The organism is Pediococcus pentosaceus, assembly GCF_001437285.1.
Lineage (GTDB): Bacteria > Bacillota > Bacilli > Lactobacillales > Lactobacillaceae > Pediococcus > Pediococcus pentosaceus.
Genome location: NZ_JQBF01000001.1, coordinates 39,005 through 58,132, shown reverse-complemented (window position 1 = coordinate 58,132; position 19,128 = coordinate 39,005). Strand labels below are relative to the sequence as shown.

12 protein-coding genes and 1 riboswitch are annotated in these 19,128 nt (G+C 37.0%); of the genes, 3 read left to right on the top strand and 9 right to left on the bottom strand.

The window, feature by feature from the left end:
• Window positions 1-355: 355 nt before the first annotated feature.
• Genes addA through IV86_RS00255 form a run of 3 tightly spaced genes read right to left on the bottom strand, consistent with a single transcriptional unit; the run spans window position 356 to window position 8,182 of the window.
• Window positions 356-4,063 (bottom strand): helicase-exonuclease AddAB subunit AddA, encoded by a 3,708-nt coding sequence (addA, locus tag IV86_RS00265; RefSeq protein ID WP_056979280.1) that lies wholly within the window; start codon window positions 4,061-4,063, stop codon window positions 356-358.
• Window positions 4,053-7,631: a PD-(D/E)XK nuclease family protein gene (locus IV86_RS00260; protein WP_056979279.1), complete on the bottom strand. Its 3,579-nt coding sequence runs from the start codon at window positions 7,629-7,631 to the stop codon at window positions 4,053-4,055. The genes addA and IV86_RS00260 overlap by 11 nt, the downstream gene beginning before the upstream one ends.
• 8 nt (window positions 7,632-7,639) lie before the next feature.
• Window positions 7,640-8,182: an NAD(P)H-binding protein gene (locus tag IV86_RS00255; protein ID WP_002833846.1), complete on the bottom strand. Its 543-nt coding sequence runs from the start codon at window positions 8,180-8,182 to the stop codon at window positions 7,640-7,642.
• A gap of 129 nt (window positions 8,183-8,311) precedes the next feature.
• A riboswitch (purine riboswitch) is annotated at window positions 8,312-8,409 on the top strand.
• Window positions 8,410-8,507: 98 nt separating this feature from the next.
• Between IV86_RS00255 and IV86_RS00250 the strand changes: the two genes are divergently transcribed.
• From IV86_RS00250 to IV86_RS00240, 3 genes are all read left to right on the top strand, one after another.
• Entirely contained in the window at window positions 8,508-9,833 is a 1,326-nt protein-coding gene (locus tag IV86_RS00250) for a nucleobase:cation symporter-2 family protein (RefSeq protein ID WP_002833847.1), read from the top strand.
• 93 nt (window positions 9,834-9,926) lie between these two features.
• Window positions 9,927-10,493, top strand: a complete 567-nt coding sequence (locus tag IV86_RS00245; RefSeq protein ID WP_002833848.1) for a DNA-3-methyladenine glycosylase I — start codon at window positions 9,927-9,929, stop codon at window positions 10,491-10,493.
• A gap of 19 nt (window positions 10,494-10,512) precedes the next feature.
• Window positions 10,513-11,487 carry an SGNH/GDSL hydrolase family protein gene (locus IV86_RS00240; RefSeq protein ID WP_002833849.1) on the top strand — a complete coding sequence of 325 codons (975 nt, stop codon included), beginning with the start codon at window positions 10,513-10,515 and terminating at the stop codon, window positions 11,485-11,487.
• A 25-nt stretch (window positions 11,488-11,512) separates the two neighbouring features.
• Here IV86_RS00240 and nhaC read toward each other — a convergent pair whose 3' ends face one another.
• From nhaC to mnmG, 6 genes are all read right to left on the bottom strand, one after another.
• Entirely contained in the window at window positions 11,513-12,880 is a 1,368-nt protein-coding gene (nhaC, locus tag IV86_RS00235) for a Na+/H+ antiporter NhaC (RefSeq protein WP_002833850.1), read from the bottom strand.
• A 320-nt stretch (window positions 12,881-13,200) separates the two neighbouring features.
• The gene (gene cls / locus IV86_RS00230; protein WP_002833851.1) at window positions 13,201-14,664 is read right to left on the bottom strand and encodes a cardiolipin synthase; all 1,464 of its coding nucleotides are present in this window, start codon (window positions 14,662-14,664) and stop codon (window positions 13,201-13,203) included.
• A gap of 363 nt (window positions 14,665-15,027) precedes the next feature.
• Window positions 15,028-15,426 (bottom strand): HIT family protein, encoded by a 399-nt coding sequence (locus IV86_RS00225; RefSeq protein WP_002833852.1) that lies wholly within the window; start codon window positions 15,424-15,426, stop codon window positions 15,028-15,030.
• A gap of 130 nt (window positions 15,427-15,556) precedes the next feature.
• Complete coding sequence (gene lepB, locus IV86_RS00220) at window positions 15,557-16,135, bottom strand: signal peptidase I (protein WP_002833853.1); 579 nt, start codon at window positions 16,133-16,135, stop codon at window positions 15,557-15,559.
• A 191-nt stretch (window positions 16,136-16,326) separates the two neighbouring features.
• On the bottom strand, window positions 16,327-17,082 hold the full coding sequence (gene yaaA / locus IV86_RS00215) for a peroxide stress protein YaaA (RefSeq protein ID WP_002833854.1): 756 nt from the start codon (window positions 17,080-17,082) through the stop codon (window positions 16,327-16,329).
• Window positions 17,083-17,206: 124 nt separating this feature from the next.
• A complete protein-coding gene (mnmG, locus tag IV86_RS00210; RefSeq protein ID WP_002833855.1) occupies window positions 17,207-19,120 on the bottom strand; it encodes a tRNA uridine-5-carboxymethylaminomethyl(34) synthesis enzyme MnmG in 1,914 nt (637 codons plus the stop codon).
• Between the last annotated feature and the right edge of the window lie 8 nt (window positions 19,121-19,128).

Genomic DNA, 19,128 nt, shown 5'->3' with positions numbered 1-19,128 from the left:
TATCCAACTTAATTTTTGTTTCATTCCACACGCTTACATCGCCTACAAATAAGCGTTTTTATCAATATAAAATTATTATAAACTTTTTTATCCACAGTTATCAACACTACCTGTGGATAACTTTTCGACAGGCCTTAAGGTTTATTTAATAACTTTTGTGTATAAATAGTTTCGTACTTTTTTAGTTATTAACAAAGTTATCCACAATTATCCACATTTTTTTGCTCCGAAGTTCATCTGTAGTTAAAACACGCTTCAGGATTATTCTCCATCTCTTAATCTAGTGGTCTCTTAAAACACTTTTTCGCAAAAAAACTGCAACTAATTTTGCCATATTAGATTAGTTGCAGCTTTTTTATTGAATTTCTACTAGTCGTCCAATCGATAACAAATAAAGATATTTTTCATTAACTGGTCGTTTCAAAACGCTCTCTAAGGCTTGTGCGTATAAATTGACCTGCCCTTGGTATCGATTAATTACTTTTTCTATACCTTGTTCGACGCTCCCCGGAAGAACAAAATCGGTCTTGTAGTCTAATAAGATAACTCGATCTTCCATTTCGAAATATGCATCGATAATACCATGAATCAACACATCGTCATCACCTTTAACTTTAGGGAAAAGTCCCTTAGCCGGTAGTAATAGCGAAAAAGCTTCTTCCCGATGTACATTTTCTGGATGGTTGATCATTAGCTGTCCTAAATCACTATCAAAAAAGTCTAATATTGTTGAAATACGAATCCGGTTAGCAACTTGTTCATCCAACACTCGGTTCATTACCAACTCACCAATTTTATCTTTAATAATTGTTTCATTAATCGGTTGATTCAAATCTAATTGTTGCAAAATTAAATGCGTTGCGGTCCCTATTTCAGCTGCCTTAGGCTTTGTCGCTTCATTCATAAAACGCGGAGCCATTAAACTTTCCGTTACAAACCGATTTTGTGGTTTAATGTGTTGATCTGCATCGACCTCACTAAAATTCAATTCGAATTTATCAGGATCGTCAAAAACTCGCTTAATTTCAGATACTGACTGATAGGCGGTTGTCATCGTTGCGGCTTCATCATGGTATTTGAAGTTCATAATTTGTTTAAACTTATCAACATCAGCTATATCATCAAAAGCGTTTAACTGCTGTAACTCAGGTATCTGCGCTGACTTTAAAGCTGTTAATCCTTGCTGATCCATTAACTCACTGCTATTAATAATCTTCAATTCTACATCCGGAATTAGTGTACCTTGCAATTTTCGGGTATTGTAATCTGCGTATTTTTCAACCACAGAAGGTACTCGCATAATTGCCATTCCAATCCAATCTAAAAAGTTACTTACTTTAGATCTAGCTTCCGCAGGAATCAACGTCTCGTCCGTGTCTACCGCTTCGGCCCACTTGTTCAAGGTGTCATCCGTAGAATTAACTGCTCCAGTGATAATTAGCTTTTGTTCTGCGCGCGTCAAGGCCACGTAGAGTACCCTCAATTTTTCGGCCAACGCCTTTTGCTTCTTAATTGAAATAATCCAATTCTTTTGGACTGTATCAATCTCTAACCGATGAATAAAGTCCTTCAATGTGATTCCCATTCCTGCGTCTCGATCAAGAACGTAACGTCCTTTCTCATCCATGGTATTGAATCCATGTTCGGCATCAATTAGGAATACAATTGGAAATTCTAGCCCTTTACTTCCGTGAATCGTCATTAATTTCACAGCTTTGACATCAGTAACTACTGGATTTTCAGCTAAATCCTTATTCTTATCTCGCATTTTTTCAACAAATCGAACAAATTGGAAGAGTCCCTTAAAACTAGACTCCTCATACCCTTTCGCCCGATCGTACAAAGCATGTAGATTATTTTGGCGCTGTGGCCCATCGGGCATTCCACCAACATAATCTAGATAACCTGTCTCATCATAAATTGCCCATAAGAGGTCCACCAAAGTTGATTGACGGGCTAATTTACTAAAATGATCTAACTGCTCTAAAAAGTGAGTTATTTTTGTTTTTAACTGCATTTGGAACTCATTATTAGAATCTAGCTTGGCCTCATTCAAGAAATAAAGTAGTGCCTCAAAGTAATGCCCATTTTTCTTTCCAATTCGTAAAAAGGCTAGTTCATTTTCCTTCAGCCCCACCATTGGCGACCTTAAAACTGCTGCCAATGGGATATCTTGATAGGGATTATCAATTATTTTCAATAACGCCATCATGATTGAAACTTCTGTGGTTTGGAAATAATCCTGGGCATTATTAACTTGAATGGGAATTCCATATTTCTTAAATGTATCAACAATCTCAAGGTTATTACTACCCGTTGAGTGTAGCAGAGCAATATCGCTATATTCTAAGTCCCGCATTTTTTGTTCTTTTTTATCATAAATCTGAGTATGATCCGCAAATAGTTTTTGAATACGTTGAGCAATCATCTGTAACTGACCGTCATTTTTGTTTGAGATAATTGGAGTAGCTTCTTTATCATCTATATCTGTTTGGCTGTCGTCATAGATCATTACCTCGGTGTTATTCTGAACTTCATCTGGGTAGTATTTTGCACCAAATTGCAATTGTGCATCATCATCGTACTCAATTTCTCCTACTTCAGTATCCATTACTTGGTTAAAAATTAAGTTAGTAAAATCATCGACATTTCGCATCGAACGGAAGTTTTCTGCTAAAATAATCCGTTCATCTGCTTGTTCTTCATCTTTAAATTGATTATTTTTACTAATAAACAGACTAGGATCGGCCATTCGGAATGCGTAAATAGACTGTTTTACATCCCCCACCATGAACATATTTCCTGGATCTGAACTGGCAACTGACGTCAGAATTGTTTCCTGAAGCGGGTTAATATCCTGGTATTCATCAACAATAACTTCATTAAATTTTTGTTGAAAGTCGCGTCTGATTGCTTGACCTTCTTCAGAATCATCTAAAACAATTTGTAACGCAAAATGTTCTAAGTCACTAAAATCTAAAGAACGGCGGGTTAGTTTTTCCTGTAAAAAGTGTTCCGCAAATTGGTTTTGTACTTCAATTAACTTCATCATTAAATCGTGAGCATCCTTGAAGACCGCAATCATTTGCTCACTAGATAATTTAAAGTATTTATCCGCAATTGTATTAAACTCATCTTTAAAATCATTTCGAATTGATTTAGCGTATGCATTAAATTCTTGGACTTCTTCTTTTTTACCTCGTGGTAGTTGCGCAAACTTCATCTTGCTAACGGCTTGTTGTAAATCATCCCAACTACCATCTAAGCTGTCGATAATAGTTTTTAAATCATCAACTTCATTTTGGAATTTTTCAGCTGCATTTTTTAAAGGTTCTCCACCATTGATTGCTTGTTCTGTAAGATCTAGGTCTTTGCGATAAATTCTCATCAACTTTGTTTTTACTTCTGTTAAAAGCTGTTGGATAAACTCCATATCCATAACATTATCAGATGGAACTTCGTAATTTTTAGCAATCTGCTGTAACCAAGCTTGAGGGTCTGGATTAGCATTCGAAAACTCAAATAATTCTAAAATTAAATCTTGCAGCCCCTCATCCGAACGATCGCTTGAAAAATTACGCGTGAGGAGCGCAAATTTACCATCCTCATCCCTCTCGTATAATTCTTCCCGGAGATCCGCCCAGACACTTTCTTTCAATAACTCGCTTTCTGTTGGATCCATAATTCTAAACGTGGGATCTAAATCAATGATGTAATAATAGTTTCTAACTATCGACATACAAAATGCATGAAGTGTACTGATATTCGCGTTATTCAACTTATTAAGCTGCATTGAAAAATGATTTTGAAGTTCAATATCACTCACTTCATTAATTTTTTTCACAATCGCTGCTCGAATACGTTCCTTCATTTCACTGGCAGCAGCTTCCGTAAACGTTACTACTAATAGACGATCAACATCTTCACCATTAATAATTTTTTGGATTACACGTTCCACCAAAACAGAGGTTTTACCCGATCCTGCCGAAGCAGAGACTAAAATGTTGTGGCCGGAACTATTAATTGCTTGCTTCTGACTTAAGGTATACTCTCTATCTGTCATTCTTTTCCTGTTCCTCCCGAATCTGTTCTAGTACTTGATCTTTATCTAACTTATCAATTATTCGATAATTATTCTCAGGTAACATCGCATCAAATTGCATGACATCTTTATAAGGAGAATATTCCATCACTGTTCTTCGATTAGGCCACTGTACCGGATTCATATCTAGCTCACCCTTGAAAATCTTTTCTCCAGCTTCACGTACCTTCAATTCTGCATGTTTAATCAAATTTTGAAGTTCATCTTCGCTTAAGATACTATTTTCACTAACCTTCGTTAAAGCTCCCTTAGTAGTAAATGCAATTGGAAATACATCGGACTTTCTGGTGTCTTCAATCGTCTTATCAATTTCCTTTATTAATTCCTCATCTTTTAATAAAAATCCATTTAGTGAGAATTTTTTGAATATGCTTTGGTTAAGTTGGTTAGCATCGCTGCCCTTCCACTCTTTTGATTTTAGAAGCGGGTACTGGAAAATCATATATAATGCGCTCGAAATTTCTGCTTTTGTAGCTGGGTCAATCTTTTCTTTATTACGCTGAACTACATCCAAGTACATTAACATTTGCATCGCTAACCCATAGTAAGCATCTGTGAAATCAAATTTACGGTTACTAGATTTGTAATCGACAATTCCTAAATAGTCCTTATCGCCAATTTCAATCTTATCAATACGGTCAATTTTACCGCGTACGTTAATTTCCTTGCCTTCTCCAACCTTAAAGTTCAATGCTGGCAATCCAGATTGCGAACCAATCTGACCAAATAATTGTTCCGATGCAATCGGACGCATTCGTGTGCGAGCCAGTTGTTTAAAGATTGCTTCGACCATCGCTTGCACCGTTCGATCTAGCTGTTTTCGCAAAAATCCCATCCGATAAGTTCCATTAAACTGGTCAAATTGTTGATCTTGCTCCATTTGTTGAACTAATCTTTTCGCAATTTGTTCAATCTGTTCTTGATTAACTTCATTGAAGTTCAGATTCTCAGTAGTAATCATTTTAATTAGTTTATCCATTGCCGCATGGAAATATTGCCCTGTATCAGCGGGGCTCAAATCCGATGTTTCCCGTTCTTGTAACTTCAATCCATATTTTAAAAAGTATGAATATTCATTTCGATAAAACTCTTCTAGCTTCGATACTGAAGCATAAATTGTATCGCCGTAAAGACCTTCCACAATTTCTGGTTTCAATTTTTCGGGGATATTTTTATATTCCAGACTGCTTAGTAACTGATCTGTTAAAGAACCCAATGTACTCTGTCTCAAAATTGTATAAATTAGATTCCAGCGTGGGTCTGCTTCACTTTTAGCTTCATGCATGGCTCTCGCATACTGAATTAAATGACTCAATGTACTTCGATTGGAACCAATAAATAGCTCGATAAATGGTGGATCCAGTCGAACTGGCTCAGTTGTAGGTCGACTTGGTAATGATTGGGCGATAATCCCAAAATGTTTACCAATCCGTTCTACGTAAGGCGAGATTTTTAATTCTACGCCATCATTTCCACTTTTTGGATAAGAGAAAATTAACTCATCTGAACCAATCATAAATGTTAGATAATTAAGGTATGGTTCTTGGCGCATCTGTCGATCATTACTAATTCTCAAAAATTGATCATCATCTAAGAACGGATCTATTTGATTTTTACCATCTTGATTCAAAAAATCATTATCTTGAATTTGTTCCGGCATTACTCGATCAGTAGCTCCGATGATAAATACAATTTTACGGTCAACCATCTGGACCATTCCACTTTCTGAAACTAGAATTTGATCTAGTGTAGATGGGATTTGCGAATAAGTTGCCCCTTCAAATCCCGCATTTAAAAGACCCATAAAATTATCTGGGTCAAATGGCTGATCTCCTAGAATATCGACAAATTCATCGAGCATCTGGATAAAAGTTTCCCAAGTTTGTTCGGGCTCAGCAGCTTTCGCCAAACGCCCTTCCTCAATCCATTGGTCTCGCCAAGCAAGTAAGCATTGATCAATTCCATTTTTAATTAAAAAGTCATACAAGGCCTTGGCTGCTTCCACACCAGTGGTTGCAGTAGAAAGTTGATTAAAAAATGGCACAACTGTTTCCGCTACATAATTTTTTACCGTATTAATTCGCTGATTAATTTCGATTTCTTCATCCGTTTGCTTCTCTTCGTCAATATCGTTAAAACGACTATATTTCCAATCTTTTTTCTGAAGCCATCGGTCTCCATAGATTCCTTGTTTTAAAACGTAATTTTCAGTAATATGCACACTCTTGAAGAAGTCCATCCCGTGCGGGTCATCCTCAGTTTCTGGAAATAACAAACCCGTTTTTAATAGACGCATTACATCTTCATAACGAAAATGATGTGCTCTAATATCAAACAAAGCGTTAATCAATTCTAGTAATGGATGATCTTTCATTGCAATTTGAAGATCATAAAAGATCGGAAGCTCCATTTGATCAAATATTGGCTTAATAATCGTTGAATAGTCACTCAAATGTCGGGTTAAAACTGAAAAATCTGAAAATTTTAAACTTGGATCTTTAGCCATTTTTTGGCGTATTAAAGTCGCCACATGTTCTACTTCTGCATAACGACTATTCGCTTGGAAAAGCGTAACACATGCGTTATTTTCTTGTTTAGAACCTCCTACTTGACCTTCACTTGATTCGATCCAATATTTTTCTAATTTTAAAAGATCAGAATTAACTCTAACTCGGTGTAAACGAACTGGTTCTAGCGATTTCACCTTGTTTTCATGAGCCCACGCATTAAATTTGAAAATTATTTTTTCGTTTTCAAAAAACAAACTGTTTTCTGAAACTTTTTCATAAAGCGGAAATTTATCCATTATTAAATCAATAACGACATTTCCATTGGCCTTCATTAAGGCTTGAATTAAACTCATTTCTTCAGCGGTAAAATTTGAAAAGCCACTAATTATAAAACTCTGACCACTCAGATCCATTTTAGATAATTCATCTGTTAAAGTATGCGTAATATCGCTAGCATCAATGAAACGGCTTTGAATTTCTTCTTCATAAGCACTATAAATTATGCCTAAGTCATGTAATTTAGCCTTAATATCCATCCCTGCATCGCTGTTTTCGGCAATATTTTCCGCAACTCGACCTAATTCGTCGGGCCCTACATTCCCTTGCTTGAATTCAGCTAACTGCGTTGCAATCTTCTGTACCAGCCCCAACTGAGCATCTATATTATGAAACAAGATTAATTCATCTTGATGTTCTAAAATCACTCTATATAACAGCATATTAGAACTAGAGCTCGTTACGCGAGGATATTGGTAAATACTACTGTTTCGCAAGAAAAACCAGGCTAATCGGCTAATCGAAAGAATTTGAACATCCTTTTCGGCAAAAATATGACCCTTAACTTCTCTTCTCTGTCGCAACTTTTGAAGTAATTGTATTTCGGATTGAAACTTGATGTGATTAGGAACCAAATAATATACTGGCCGACCGACATTCTGTTGCTGAAGTTCAATTACCCTGTCGGCAATACCTTCTAGATGGTCAATACTTGCTGGTCCATACATAAATTGAAGTGGCATATTTTCTCCTATCCTTTATTAGAAATTCCAATCGACTGATTAATATAATTATTGGTCGTAATTGCATCAATAATCACCGTTCTTAAGTTAGCTTCACTAACTCTATCTACGCTAATCTTTTCTCCTTCAGGAATTATATTTAAAGCTACATTCTGAACTTCATCACTAACTTCAACCGGTCGTAAAATTGTATATGGAAGCTCAGTCTCATCCACTAATTTAGCCACATATTTGACTTCTAATAGTAGTTCTTTCAAATCTTGAACTTCAATCCAGTTTGGATTGATTTCTTTATCCATGCCAGCCGTTGCTAGAAAAATAATTTTGTTCGCTTTAATTTCACCAGCCTCAATTTGATCAATAATTCCTTCAAATTCTTCATCCATTCCGAGGTGAAGCATATCAACATACATTACATCATAATTAATCGCCGCAATGTTTTTAACTTGCTTTGGCGTACATATAATTACTGAAAAATCTGATTTTTGTTTTAATTCTTCTAAAACTTTTTTGGAAATAACTCGTTCTGTTCCAATTGCTAATATGTTCATTGATTTCTCCTAAAAATAGTCTTTTTTACATTATAAATCTGTTTGTTTCTTTCTCCAATTTTTTCGACAATAACTATTCTAGTTTGAGAATGGTTGTTTCATTAATTTTTATATGTTAAAATTTCAGTCACAATCAAATAAAACTTAGCCTATATAATGTCTTAATCTGGTTGACAGTTTCTACCCAACGCCGTAAATGTTGGACTATAGGAAAACTAACTCTTATGTATTATGATGGCTTGAGACTTTTTGTCTTGAGCTTTTTTAGTTTTATAGGCTCGATTTCATATTGATTTGAAAATTATGAAAACGAGGATGAGAATTCATGAAAACAACTGAATCAAGTTACACCGAAGTTCCTGTAACTGAAATTAAACCACAATTAACTGAAGGAAAAGCTGCTATTTTAGGCTTTCAACACCTTTTAGCCATGTACTCTGGCGATGTTATTGTTCCTCTTTTAATCGGTGGTTTTTTACATTTTACAGCCGCTCAAATGACTTATTTAGTCTCTGTTGATATTTTCATGTGTGGTATCGCTACGCTCTTACAAATTAAACGCACTCCTCTAACTGGGATTGGTCTCCCAGTCGTTTTAGGTTGCGCCGTGCAAGCCGTCCAACCCCTCCAGCAAATTGGAGGGACTCTAGGGGTCACCGCCATGTACGGAGCAATTATCGCTTCTGGTGTCTTTGTATTTCTAGTCGGTGGACTTTTCTCTAAAATTAAAGGACTTTTCCCACCAATCGTAACCGGCTCAATTATTACCGTAATTGGCTTTACTTTAATTCCTGTGGCCTTTCAAGATATTGGCGGTGGAGATGTTGCTGCTAAAAGTTTTGGAGATCCCCGTAATCTATTAGTAGGCTTAATCACCGTTTTAATTATTGTAGGTATTAATGTGTGGGCTCGCGGTTTTTTCCGTTCTATCGCCATCTTAATTGGTATTTTAATCGGCACCATCCTTGCTAGTTTTATGGGCATGGTTTCGTTATCGCCCATTGCTGAAGCTAGTTGGTTTCGAATTCCTCAACCTTTCTATTTTGGAGTTCCTACCTTTAATCTTTCCGCTATTCTAACCATGATTATGGTTACTTTAACTACAATGATTGAATCGACAGGGGTCTTTTTCGCATTAGGTGATCTGGTAGGTAAAGAAATTACTCAAGACGATTTAAAACGTGGATACCGTTCAGAAGGAATTGCAGCCATCCTTGGAGGGATCTTTAATACATTTCCCTACTCAACTTTTTCGGAAAATGTAGGTGTTCTCCAGCTTTCAGGCGTTAAAAGCCGTAAACCTTTATATTATGCAGCTGGTTTCCTTATTGTTTTAGGGTTACTTCCTAAGGCTGGTGCCACTGCCACCATTGTGCCGACCAGCGTCCTCGGGGGAGCTATGTTGGTAATGTTCGGAATTGTCGGGGTTCAAGGGGTCCGTATCTTACAACAAGTCAACTTCAACCAGACTAAAAACATTCTAATCGTTTCGCTATCAGTTGGTATGGGACTTGGCTCAACCATTTATCCTCAACTTTACCAAGCCCTTCCCGCTACTATTAAAATGCTACTTACCAACGGCATCGTGATTGCTAGTATCACTGCTGTCGTTCTTAATTTGTTATTTAATGGCTACGATCGGGATATGTAAGATGTGCTAAAATTGAATTAATTAAACTAATGTTTTTAATTACCCTTTCAAAGGGAGTTAAAAGCATTTTTATTTAGAATTGGAGAATGCAAAATGAACAATAATTTTATCTGTACGTGGGCTCAAAATGCTTCTGAACTCATGCAAGAATACCATGCTAAAGAATGGGGGCAAATCTCCCATGACGATCGTTACATGTTTGAGATGCTCTGTTTAGAGGGTTATCAGGCTGGTTTAAGCTGGAATACAATTATTAATAAGCGTGCGGCCTTTAAAAAAGGCTTTCATAACTTTGAAGTTCACGTAGTAGCAGCCATGACTGAAGCCGATATTGATCGATTAATGGAAACTCCCGAAATTTTACATCATCGAGGTAAATTAGCGGCTACTATTTCTAATGCTAAAGCCTTTATTGAAGTTCAGCTTGAATTCGGTAGTTTTGATGAATATATTTGGAAATTTGTAAATAACCGTCAGATTAACGACCATATTCGAATTCCTGAGGAAATTCACGCCAAAACCCCACTCTCTGAAATAATTTCGGCTGACTTAAAAAAACGTGGATTTAAGTTTGTGGGTCCCGTAACAGCGTACTCATTTATGCAAGCCATTGGATTAATTAATGATCATGAAATAGAATGTATGTATAATCCTGGTTAACTTAAATCGGAGGCTTACTATGAATCAAATCATCCCTACCTCGGCTAATGGGTGCATTCCTAACGTCTATTTTATGGGGCGTTGGACAACTCAGACCGTTGAAAGCAAGCCAGCAATGTATACCACTAATCTAGGCGCTCAAATTTTGTTTGAAGTTCAAAATGCTGATTATTTCACTTTAGAAGCGGTAATTAAGCCTCTTTCTGCTCCTCAAACTCTAAGCATTTATATCGATGATGAATTACATTTAACCCCACTCACCCAGTCTAAAAATGACTTTAAATTAAGTTCAAATCAGTCTCATATTGTTCGGATTTATTTTACAGGCAATACTGACCAAGATGAGATTTGGTTAGGTAATGACGGACTTACCATTAAAGATATCACGATTGCTTCAGGCACCCTAGCGGCTATTAAACCAGCTGGACCACTCGTTGCTTTTATTGGTGATTCTATCACCGCTGGCTGTTGGGTTCGTAGTAAAGCACCTTCTATCGGTTATGGAGCCGACCTTAACTATGCTGCTCAATTATCCCGCGCTTTAGATTGGGAAGATTATCGTATTGCCTATAGTGCTGCCGGTATAATCCGTTACGGAACGGGAGGAGTTCCCCCAGCTGGTAAGTTTGTAAAATATGTCAATTTTAGCGTTAAAGCTCCTCGGATTAATCCTGATTTGGTTTTAATTAATCTTGGGACTAATGATGCTCGCTATGAGGATGACGTTTTTGAAATGTACTTTGTTTGGTTTATAAATGAAGTTAAAAAGCAATTCCCTCATGCCAGAATTATTATAATTATACCTTTTAATCAGGCACATGCTCACGTCATCAAGAACGTCGCTAAAGCCTTAAAAATCGAACTTATTCCAACTTTAGATTGGGTAATTGAAACAAATGATGAAGTTCATCCTAACGTAGAAGGATCAAAAGCAATTAGTGACCATTTAGTCGCTTGGTTTACTGAACCTCAAAACAGGTTACAATCGGAGTAATATTCTCCTCTTGTAACCTGTTTTTTTAATTTCGATGTTTGATTCCGATTCCTGTAAAACCACTTAAAATTGAGAATACTGGAGACAACAAGCTAAAGAATACGAATGGTAGGTAACTTAAAGTTGCTACATGAAAAGTATTGGCCGCGAAAGTACCTGCTACCCCCCATGGCACAATGTAATTAATTACTGTTCCACCATCTTCAAGCGCACGACTTAGTGTGACGTTTGCTAGCCCTGAGCGTTCAAAAGTTGGTTTAAATGCTTTCCCAGGTAAGATGACAGATAGGAATTGTTCACCGATGAATAAATTCACCCCAATTGCACTAGCAATTACCGCTAAGATTAGTTTCCCATCGCTATTTAAACGTTGCGCGATTGGTGCCATGATTTGTTCAATTAAGCCTAAGTGTACTAAAATACCACCCAAAGATAAGGTGACAACAATCAAAGCTACGGTTCCCATCATGCTAGCAATCCCACCTCGAGTTAATAGCTGATCAACGTCTATATTACCAGTCTTTGAAATAAATCCATTTTCAATAATTGAGGCAATTTTTGTTACTGTAATCTGAGGATTGCCGATAAAAACAAATATTACAGAAACCCCGATATTAATAAATAGAGTTGGAACGGCAGGTACTCTCATCCAAGCGCAGATAAACATTAAAGCAATTGGAATAATAACCCAGAAGTTGACGTTGAAGTGCTGTTCTAAAATAGCCACGGTTTGGTTAATCTTACTCATGTCTGCACTTTTAGCTTCGCCCATCCCCATTATCGTAAATAAAATCAAAGCTCCCACAAATGCTGGAACTGTTGACCACATTAGATTTTTAATATGATCAAATAGGTCTGCGTCTACTACTGCGGCCGACAAATTAGTTGATTCAGAAAGGGGCGAACACTTATCACCAAAAATTGCCCCAGAAATAATTGCTCCAGCCACGAGGGCCGGATTGACTCCCATGGTGACTCCCATACCAAAAAATGCTATTCCCACCGTTGACATTACCGTAAATGCTGAACCCACAGCGGTACCGACTAGTGAACAGACGATAAATACCGAAGGAACAAACCACGCTACATTTATCAACTTAAAACCAATTACCATTAACGTCGGAATAATACCGGCTGCAATCCAGACACTAATTAGTGCCCCAACTAAAATAAAAATAAAGATGGGGATAATCCCCGTTTCAATTCCATTTTTAATTCCTTGATTGATATCTTCCCATTCAAAACCTCGTAGCTTAGCCCACATCGTTATTAAACCTAAAACTAACAATACTGGCGTTTGAGGAGATAATTTAAATTTAATTACTCCTAGCCCCATTATCACTAACATTAAAACCAATACCGTGCTAGTTTCTAAAATACTAACCTTTTTCATTCCAAGTCCCCCTTATTTTGACCAAAAAAATGTCCCTGCTGCATCATAAATGCAACAGGGACGATATGGAGACCGTGGTACCACCCAGCTTAAGAGAACCCAAAAAGACCTCTTCACTCACTAGATTGATAACGGTTCTAGTTATTTTCCGTTAAATTAAACTATTCCACGGTATTTCGACAACATAACCCTGATCGGTTCGCAGCAACCACCGACTTTCTGACACCCAGATTATGCACTACTTAATGTGAAAGTTAAAATGCTTTAATTGATTTTTTACAAGATTATCACGGGTTAAAAATAACGTCAACTCTTTTTACTTACAAAATTGGTGAAAGCAAACGTGAAAAGGTTTGTTTGAACTTCAGCCACGTGGATTGTTTATTAAACATGGCTACGGTTTGGAGACTAGAATGTTTGATATCTTCTTCATAAATTTCCTGCAATTGTTTTGCAATATTTTCATCATACATAAAGGCGTTAACTTCAAAATTAAGTTTGAAACTACGGAAATCCATATTCGCAGAACCCACTGTAGATATTTTTCCATCCACTACCATCGTTTTAGCATGGATGAAACCATTGTTGTAGTAATAAACTTTAATTCCCCACTTAGCACATTGCCAAGCATAATATTGGGTTGCACGATAGACAAACGCGTGATCAGGCATACATGGAATCATTACTCGGACATCTACTCCCGATGTTGCTGCTAAGCGCAATGCGTCCAAGACACTATCATCTGGAATTAAATATGGTGATTGAATCCAAACCGATTCCCTGGCTTTATGAATCATTTTCAAATAACCCATTTTAATTTTTTCAATATCTGAATCTGGCCCATTACTAACGATTTGAAGACTGGTATTGCCTTTAACTTCAGCGACTGGGAAATAAACTGATCCAGCTTTAAACTCTTCGACAATTTGTTTTTTACGGTCTGTAGCATTCCAATCCAGGATAAATCTTGATTGAAGTCCGTAAACTCCAGAACCGATGATTTTCAAATGGGTATCTCGCCAATAACCAAATTTTTTCTTACGGCCTAAATATTGATCTCCCACATTAAAACCACCAACATAACCAATCTTACCATCAATCACGACAATTTTACGGTGATCCCTGAAGTTCAATCGAAAGTCAGTTAAAGCTGAACGTGTACCTAAAAATGGATATGCTTCTCCGCCTAGTTCATTCAATTTCTTGAAGAAACTTCTTTTGGTACCTAGCGATCCCCATGAATCCCATAGCACCTTAACTTCAACACCTTCACGTGCTTTTTCTTCCAATAGCTCGCGTAACTGATTGCCAATTTGATCATCATAAATTGTATAAAATTCAACGTGAATATGCTTTTTCGCTTTTTTAATTTCAGCAAAAATATCATCAAAAAGTTCATTTCCATCTGTGATGATTTGAACTTCATTTCTTCGATTTAAAAAAGAATAATCCGTTTTAGTAAAGAATTGGACCATTCGTTCTGAATCTTTAACAACTTGATCGGCAGCAGTAAACTCATTCTTTTTTAGCTCTCGACGCTGATGCTCCATAACTTGATCCAATTGAAGGCGAGTCTTACTTTTCAGCGGAAATAATTTGTTTTCTGGTAGCTTTCGTCCCACAAAGGCGTATATCACAAAGCCTACACCAGGCAAGAAAAATAAGACCAATAACCAGGCCCAAGTAGCAGCTATATCTCGACGTTGTCTAAAAACTGTATAAACGGCACCAATAATATTTAGAATAAGAATAATATATATAATATCTTTTATAATTTGAAACATCTAAATCCCCCATTATACTCGTATGGATTCATGATACTATGTAGATTTAAAAATGAAAGAACTTTTTTATTTTAGCCTTTTTTTAGGACTAAATTTTACCCGTTTTGAAATATTACATTAAACCCGATAAACTGTAATTTCTCAGCAATCAAAAATTCACACTTTCTTCACAATTTCTTTTTATAGTGACACTATAGATAACTTTTTCATTTACTCCCCCCATAAGGTGAATGAAAGGTCTAACGACCAGTTACTTATTACCTGTATATGCGTCTCTCCCCCCTGGTGAGACGTTTTTTTATTTCTTAAAATAATAAAGCATTCGATACTTTATAAAGTACCGAATGCTTTTTAATTTATTTTCTAATCCATCCCCTTGAATTGAGGACGCTCCGGAGGTACTAAGAATTGGCCCGGAACTGGTTTACGCTTTGGATCTTCATTCCAGTAGCGTGGTATGAGATGGATATGACAGTGAAAAACACTCTGGCCCGCTGCCGCACCTGAATTTACTACCACATTATATCCATCCGGTTGGTATTCTTGGTCTAAGATCGCCTTATTTTTTTCGACCAATGTAAAAATTGCGTGTCTTTCCTCTTCATTTAATTCCCACAATTGACGGACATGCCGTTTAGGTACGATTAAAGTATGTCCCTTACTAACTGGATAAAAATCTAAAAATGACGCTGCTAATTTATTTTCAACAATATAATCTTCCTTTGTTTTCTGGCAAAAAACACAATTCGGATCACGCTTCATTTTTCATTCCTCCACGATTAAGTTCCAAGTTACCAATCTCTTTTACTAGCTGGTACGTTAATTTAATTTTAGCGCTTACCTTCATAAAAACAAACAAAAAAAGCTGCGACTATCTCACAGCTTTCTTAGCTTAATCGGTTGCTAACTTATTGATATTTTTCTTAGCTTGATCATTTTTACTCCAAAATGGAACCTTCACAACACCCATTACTTTAGACTTCTTAACAAATCCCCAGTATCGACTATCGTTAGAAACACTTCGATGATCTCCTAACACAAAGTACGAATCCTTGGGTACCTTTTTAGGACTCTTAGCCCAGCCATATTTGTTGGCAATTGAAGCTAAGGTCCAGTTTCCAGTCCCCGTTGTGCGTTGTTCTTCATCAATAAATTTTTGAGGAACTAACTTATCATTAACATACAACTTTCCATCTTTATAACTAATTGTGTCCCCAGGAACACCGATGACCCGCTTAACATAATCTACGGGTTCAGTAGCTGCCGGATCTTCTCCATGAGCATCAAAAACAATTACACTCATCCGCTTAACTTCCATTGGTTTCCAAACTAATACTCGTTCACTATCTTGTAGGTTAGGTTGCATTGAAGAGCCATCTACCTTAACAAATTGAAACAGGAATGTTTTAACTAGCAGTGCAACTAATAATCCAATTACGATTGGTAAAATCCAATCTCTCAAAAAACGCATCGATCTTCCTCCAAACACTTTAGTCTCTTAATGAATCTTATTGTAGCCCAAACTTAGTTACTTGTCTTAGAAATTTTACTTTTGAAATGAAAACTTGATATTTTTATATACTTTTGCAATATAACTGTTATATTTGCCAATCTATGGGTATTTACCTACCTTCAATTTAAGTTCAAAATTTGTTTAAACCATTATTTGTGAAGTTCATTTTTGATAAACACCATTTTATCAGCACTTGATAAATCGGCTCGGTAAGCATAGTTTAAACGATCAAAGCTCTTCAGTTCCTTGGTATTTTTAACTTGGTTAAGCGCCATAAAATTAACCATTTCTCCTCGAGCTTCTTTGGCTGGAGTTGCTTTTTGCTTTATCTTTCCATCGATAATTTCTCCAAAAATACAAGTAGTCATTTTATCGCCTTCTTGAAGAAACGGACGCACGGCTTTTTCATATTCTTTAGACACTAAATTAACGACGGCTCGATTATCTTTATATAAATTTTGATAAAGCTTAGCTCCCCAAAATTGGTATAAGTTATTATAGTTGTCTATTTTTAACCTCGCTTGCATTTCTAGTCGATATGGGACAATCCCATCAAATGGACGTAGCACTCCGTAAAACCCAGATAGAATTCTTAAATGTTCCTGTATATAAGACAACTGCTTTTCCGTCATTAAGTCTGGAGCCATATATTGATATTGAATTCCGACGTAAGCCATAATTGCTGGCGTTAGCTGATATTTTAAATCTAAACCTTGCAGACGCTCATAATTCAATTGAGCAAGTTTATCGCTACACTTCCATAACGTTTTAAGATCTGAGTACGTAAGTTGTTTCATCATCGTCAGAATCTTCTGGGTTTGCTTCAAATATACTGGCATCGTCGTCGCCTCAAAGGAATCTGTATCTACTTGCATCTTCTTAGCTGGTGCAATAATTATCTTCATGCCATTCTCCTTTTTTACTGCCTATTTTAGCAGAACTAACATTAATTTTTTTCAGTTTCACGTGAAACATTCTTTTTTGTGAAACAAAAAAAGCTCCTTGAATTTTTCAAGGGGCTAATTTTTGTTATTCTGCGATTTTTGCGATTTTTCCTTGTTGGATATAAACACTCAAAATTGCAATGTCAGCTGGCGTTACCCCGCTAATCCGTGAAGCCTGTGCAATGGTAGTTGGACGGATTTTTTCGAGTTTTTGGCGACCTTCAGTGGCCAATCCATTAATAGCTTCATAATCAATCCGATCTGGGATAGCCTTTTCTTCCATCCGCTTCAAACGATCCACCCGATCTTGAGCCTTTTTAATATATCCAGCATATTTAGTTTCGATTTCGACCTGTTCAATTACTCGACGATCTAAATCTTTTTCTGGAGCATCAATGAACTTCAATAAGTCACTATAGTTAACTTCCGGACGCCGTAGAAATTCTGATGCTAAAACCCCATCTTTTAAGCCATTAGAACCCTTTGACTCTAGGAATTCTTGAACTTGACTAGGTTTAATTCGAATTTCTGACAGACGTTGTAGTTCATCCTTAATATCTTGTTTCTTTTCAAGGAATGCATTATATTCTTCGTCACTAACCAAACCTAAGTTATGTCCCACTTCTGTTAAGCGTAAATCAGCATTATCATGACGTAAAATTAAACGATATTCTGCACGACTGGTCAACAAACGATAAGGCTCTTTAGTACCCTTAGTTACCAAATCATCGATCATTACACCGATGTAAGCATCACTACGTTTCAACGTTAAAGGCTCCTTACCTAGGGCCCGACGGCCAGCATTAATCCCTGCAATTAGGCCTTGACCAGCAGCTTCTTCATATCCTGATGTTCCGTTAGTTTGACCAGCAGTATATAAATTCTTTACTAGTTTAGTTTCCAAAGTGTTCTTCAATTGATAAGGTGCTACCACATCGTATTCGATCGCATATCCGGGACGCATCATTTCAGCTTCTTCTAGCCCCTTAATGGAATGCAAAATTTGTTGCTGCACTTCTTCAGGCATTGAAGTTGAAAGTCCTTGGACATACCATTCGTCAGTTTTACGGCCTTCTGGTTCAAGGAACAACTGATGACGACTCTTGTCCGCAAAACGAACAATCTTATCTTCGATTGAAGGGCAGTAACGAGGTCCGACACCTTCAATCATTCCTGAAAACATGGGAGCTCGATCTAAATTCTCGCGAATGATTTCATGAGTTTTTTCATTTGTGTAAGTCAACCAGCAAGATAATTGGTTTTTAAGTTCAATGTACTTACTATCTGGTGTTTGGAAACTAAAATGATTAGGAACTTCATCACCGGGTTGTTCTTCGGTTTCATCGTAGTTGATAGTTCCGCCATCAACTCGAGGAGGTGTCCCCGTCTTGAAGCGCTCTAAGTCAAAGTGATATTTTTCGGTCAAGTTTTTGGTTAACTCTAGCGCAGCTTGAGAATTGTTAGGACCGGATGAATATTGAAGTTCACCAATGATAATTTTACCGCGAGCAGCTGTCCCTAATGTTAGAACAACACTTTTAGCTTGATAACGGGCGCCGGTGTTAGTAATAACTCCCTTGCAGACCCCATCTTCAACAATTAAGTCATCTACAATTCCTTGACGCAAAGTCAAATTAGGTTCAGCTTCGATGGTCTTTTTCATCTCAGCATGATAAGCATGCTTATCAGCCTGCGCGCGCAGCGCGCGCACCGCTGGGCCTTTTCCGGTATTTAACATCCGCATTTGAACATAAGTTTTATCAATATTACGACCCATTTCGCCGCCTAATGCATCAATTTCTCGGACAACAATTCCTTTGGCTGGACCACCAATGGAAGGATTACATGGCATAAATGCCACCATGTCGAGATTAATGGTCATTAAGAGGGTTTTATTACCCATTCGAGCGGCAGCGAGCGCCGCTTCCGAGCCAGCATGTCCAGCTCCTACTACAATTACGTCATACTCGCGACCTTCATATTGTTTTACTTCAGACATATTTTTCA

Bases quoted from the DNA above. Each gene is read 5' to 3' on its own strand.
- IV86_RS00260 (WP_056979279.1), bottom strand. From the start codon at position 7,631: ATGCCACTTCAATTTATGTATGGACCAGCAAGTATTGACCATCTAGAA.
- IV86_RS00255 (WP_002833846.1), bottom strand. From the start codon at position 8,182: ATGAACATATTAGCAATTGGAACAGAACGAGTTATTTCCAAAAAAGTT.
- IV86_RS00245 (WP_002833848.1), top strand. From the start codon at position 9,927: ATGAACAATAATTTTATCTGTACGTGGGCTCAAAATGCTTCTGAACTC.
- lepB (WP_002833853.1), bottom strand. From the start codon at position 16,135: ATGCGTTTTTTGAGAGATTGGATTTTACCAATCGTAATTGGATTATTA.
- yaaA (WP_002833854.1), bottom strand. From the start codon at position 17,082: ATGAAGATAATTATTGCACCAGCTAAGAAGATGCAAGTAGATACAGAT.
- IV86_RS00250 (WP_002833847.1), top strand. From the start codon at position 8,508: ATGAAAACAACTGAATCAAGTTACACCGAAGTTCCTGTAACTGAAATT.
- IV86_RS00240 (WP_002833849.1), top strand. From the start codon at position 10,513: ATGAATCAAATCATCCCTACCTCGGCTAATGGGTGCATTCCTAACGTC.
- addA (WP_056979280.1), bottom strand. From the start codon at position 4,063: ATGACAGATAGAGAGTATACCTTAAGTCAGAAGCAAGCAATTAATAGT.
- cls (WP_002833851.1), bottom strand. From the start codon at position 14,664: ATGTTTCAAATTATAAAAGATATTATATATATTATTCTTATTCTAAAT.
- nhaC (WP_002833850.1), bottom strand. From the start codon at position 12,880: ATGAAAAAGGTTAGTATTTTAGAAACTAGCACGGTATTGGTTTTAATG.
- mnmG (WP_002833855.1), bottom strand. From the start codon at position 19,120: ATGTCTGAAGTAAAACAATATGAAGGTCGCGAGTATGACGTAATTGTA.
- IV86_RS00225 (WP_002833852.1), bottom strand. From the start codon at position 15,426: ATGAAGCGTGATCCGAATTGTGTTTTTTGCCAGAAAACAAAGGAAGAT.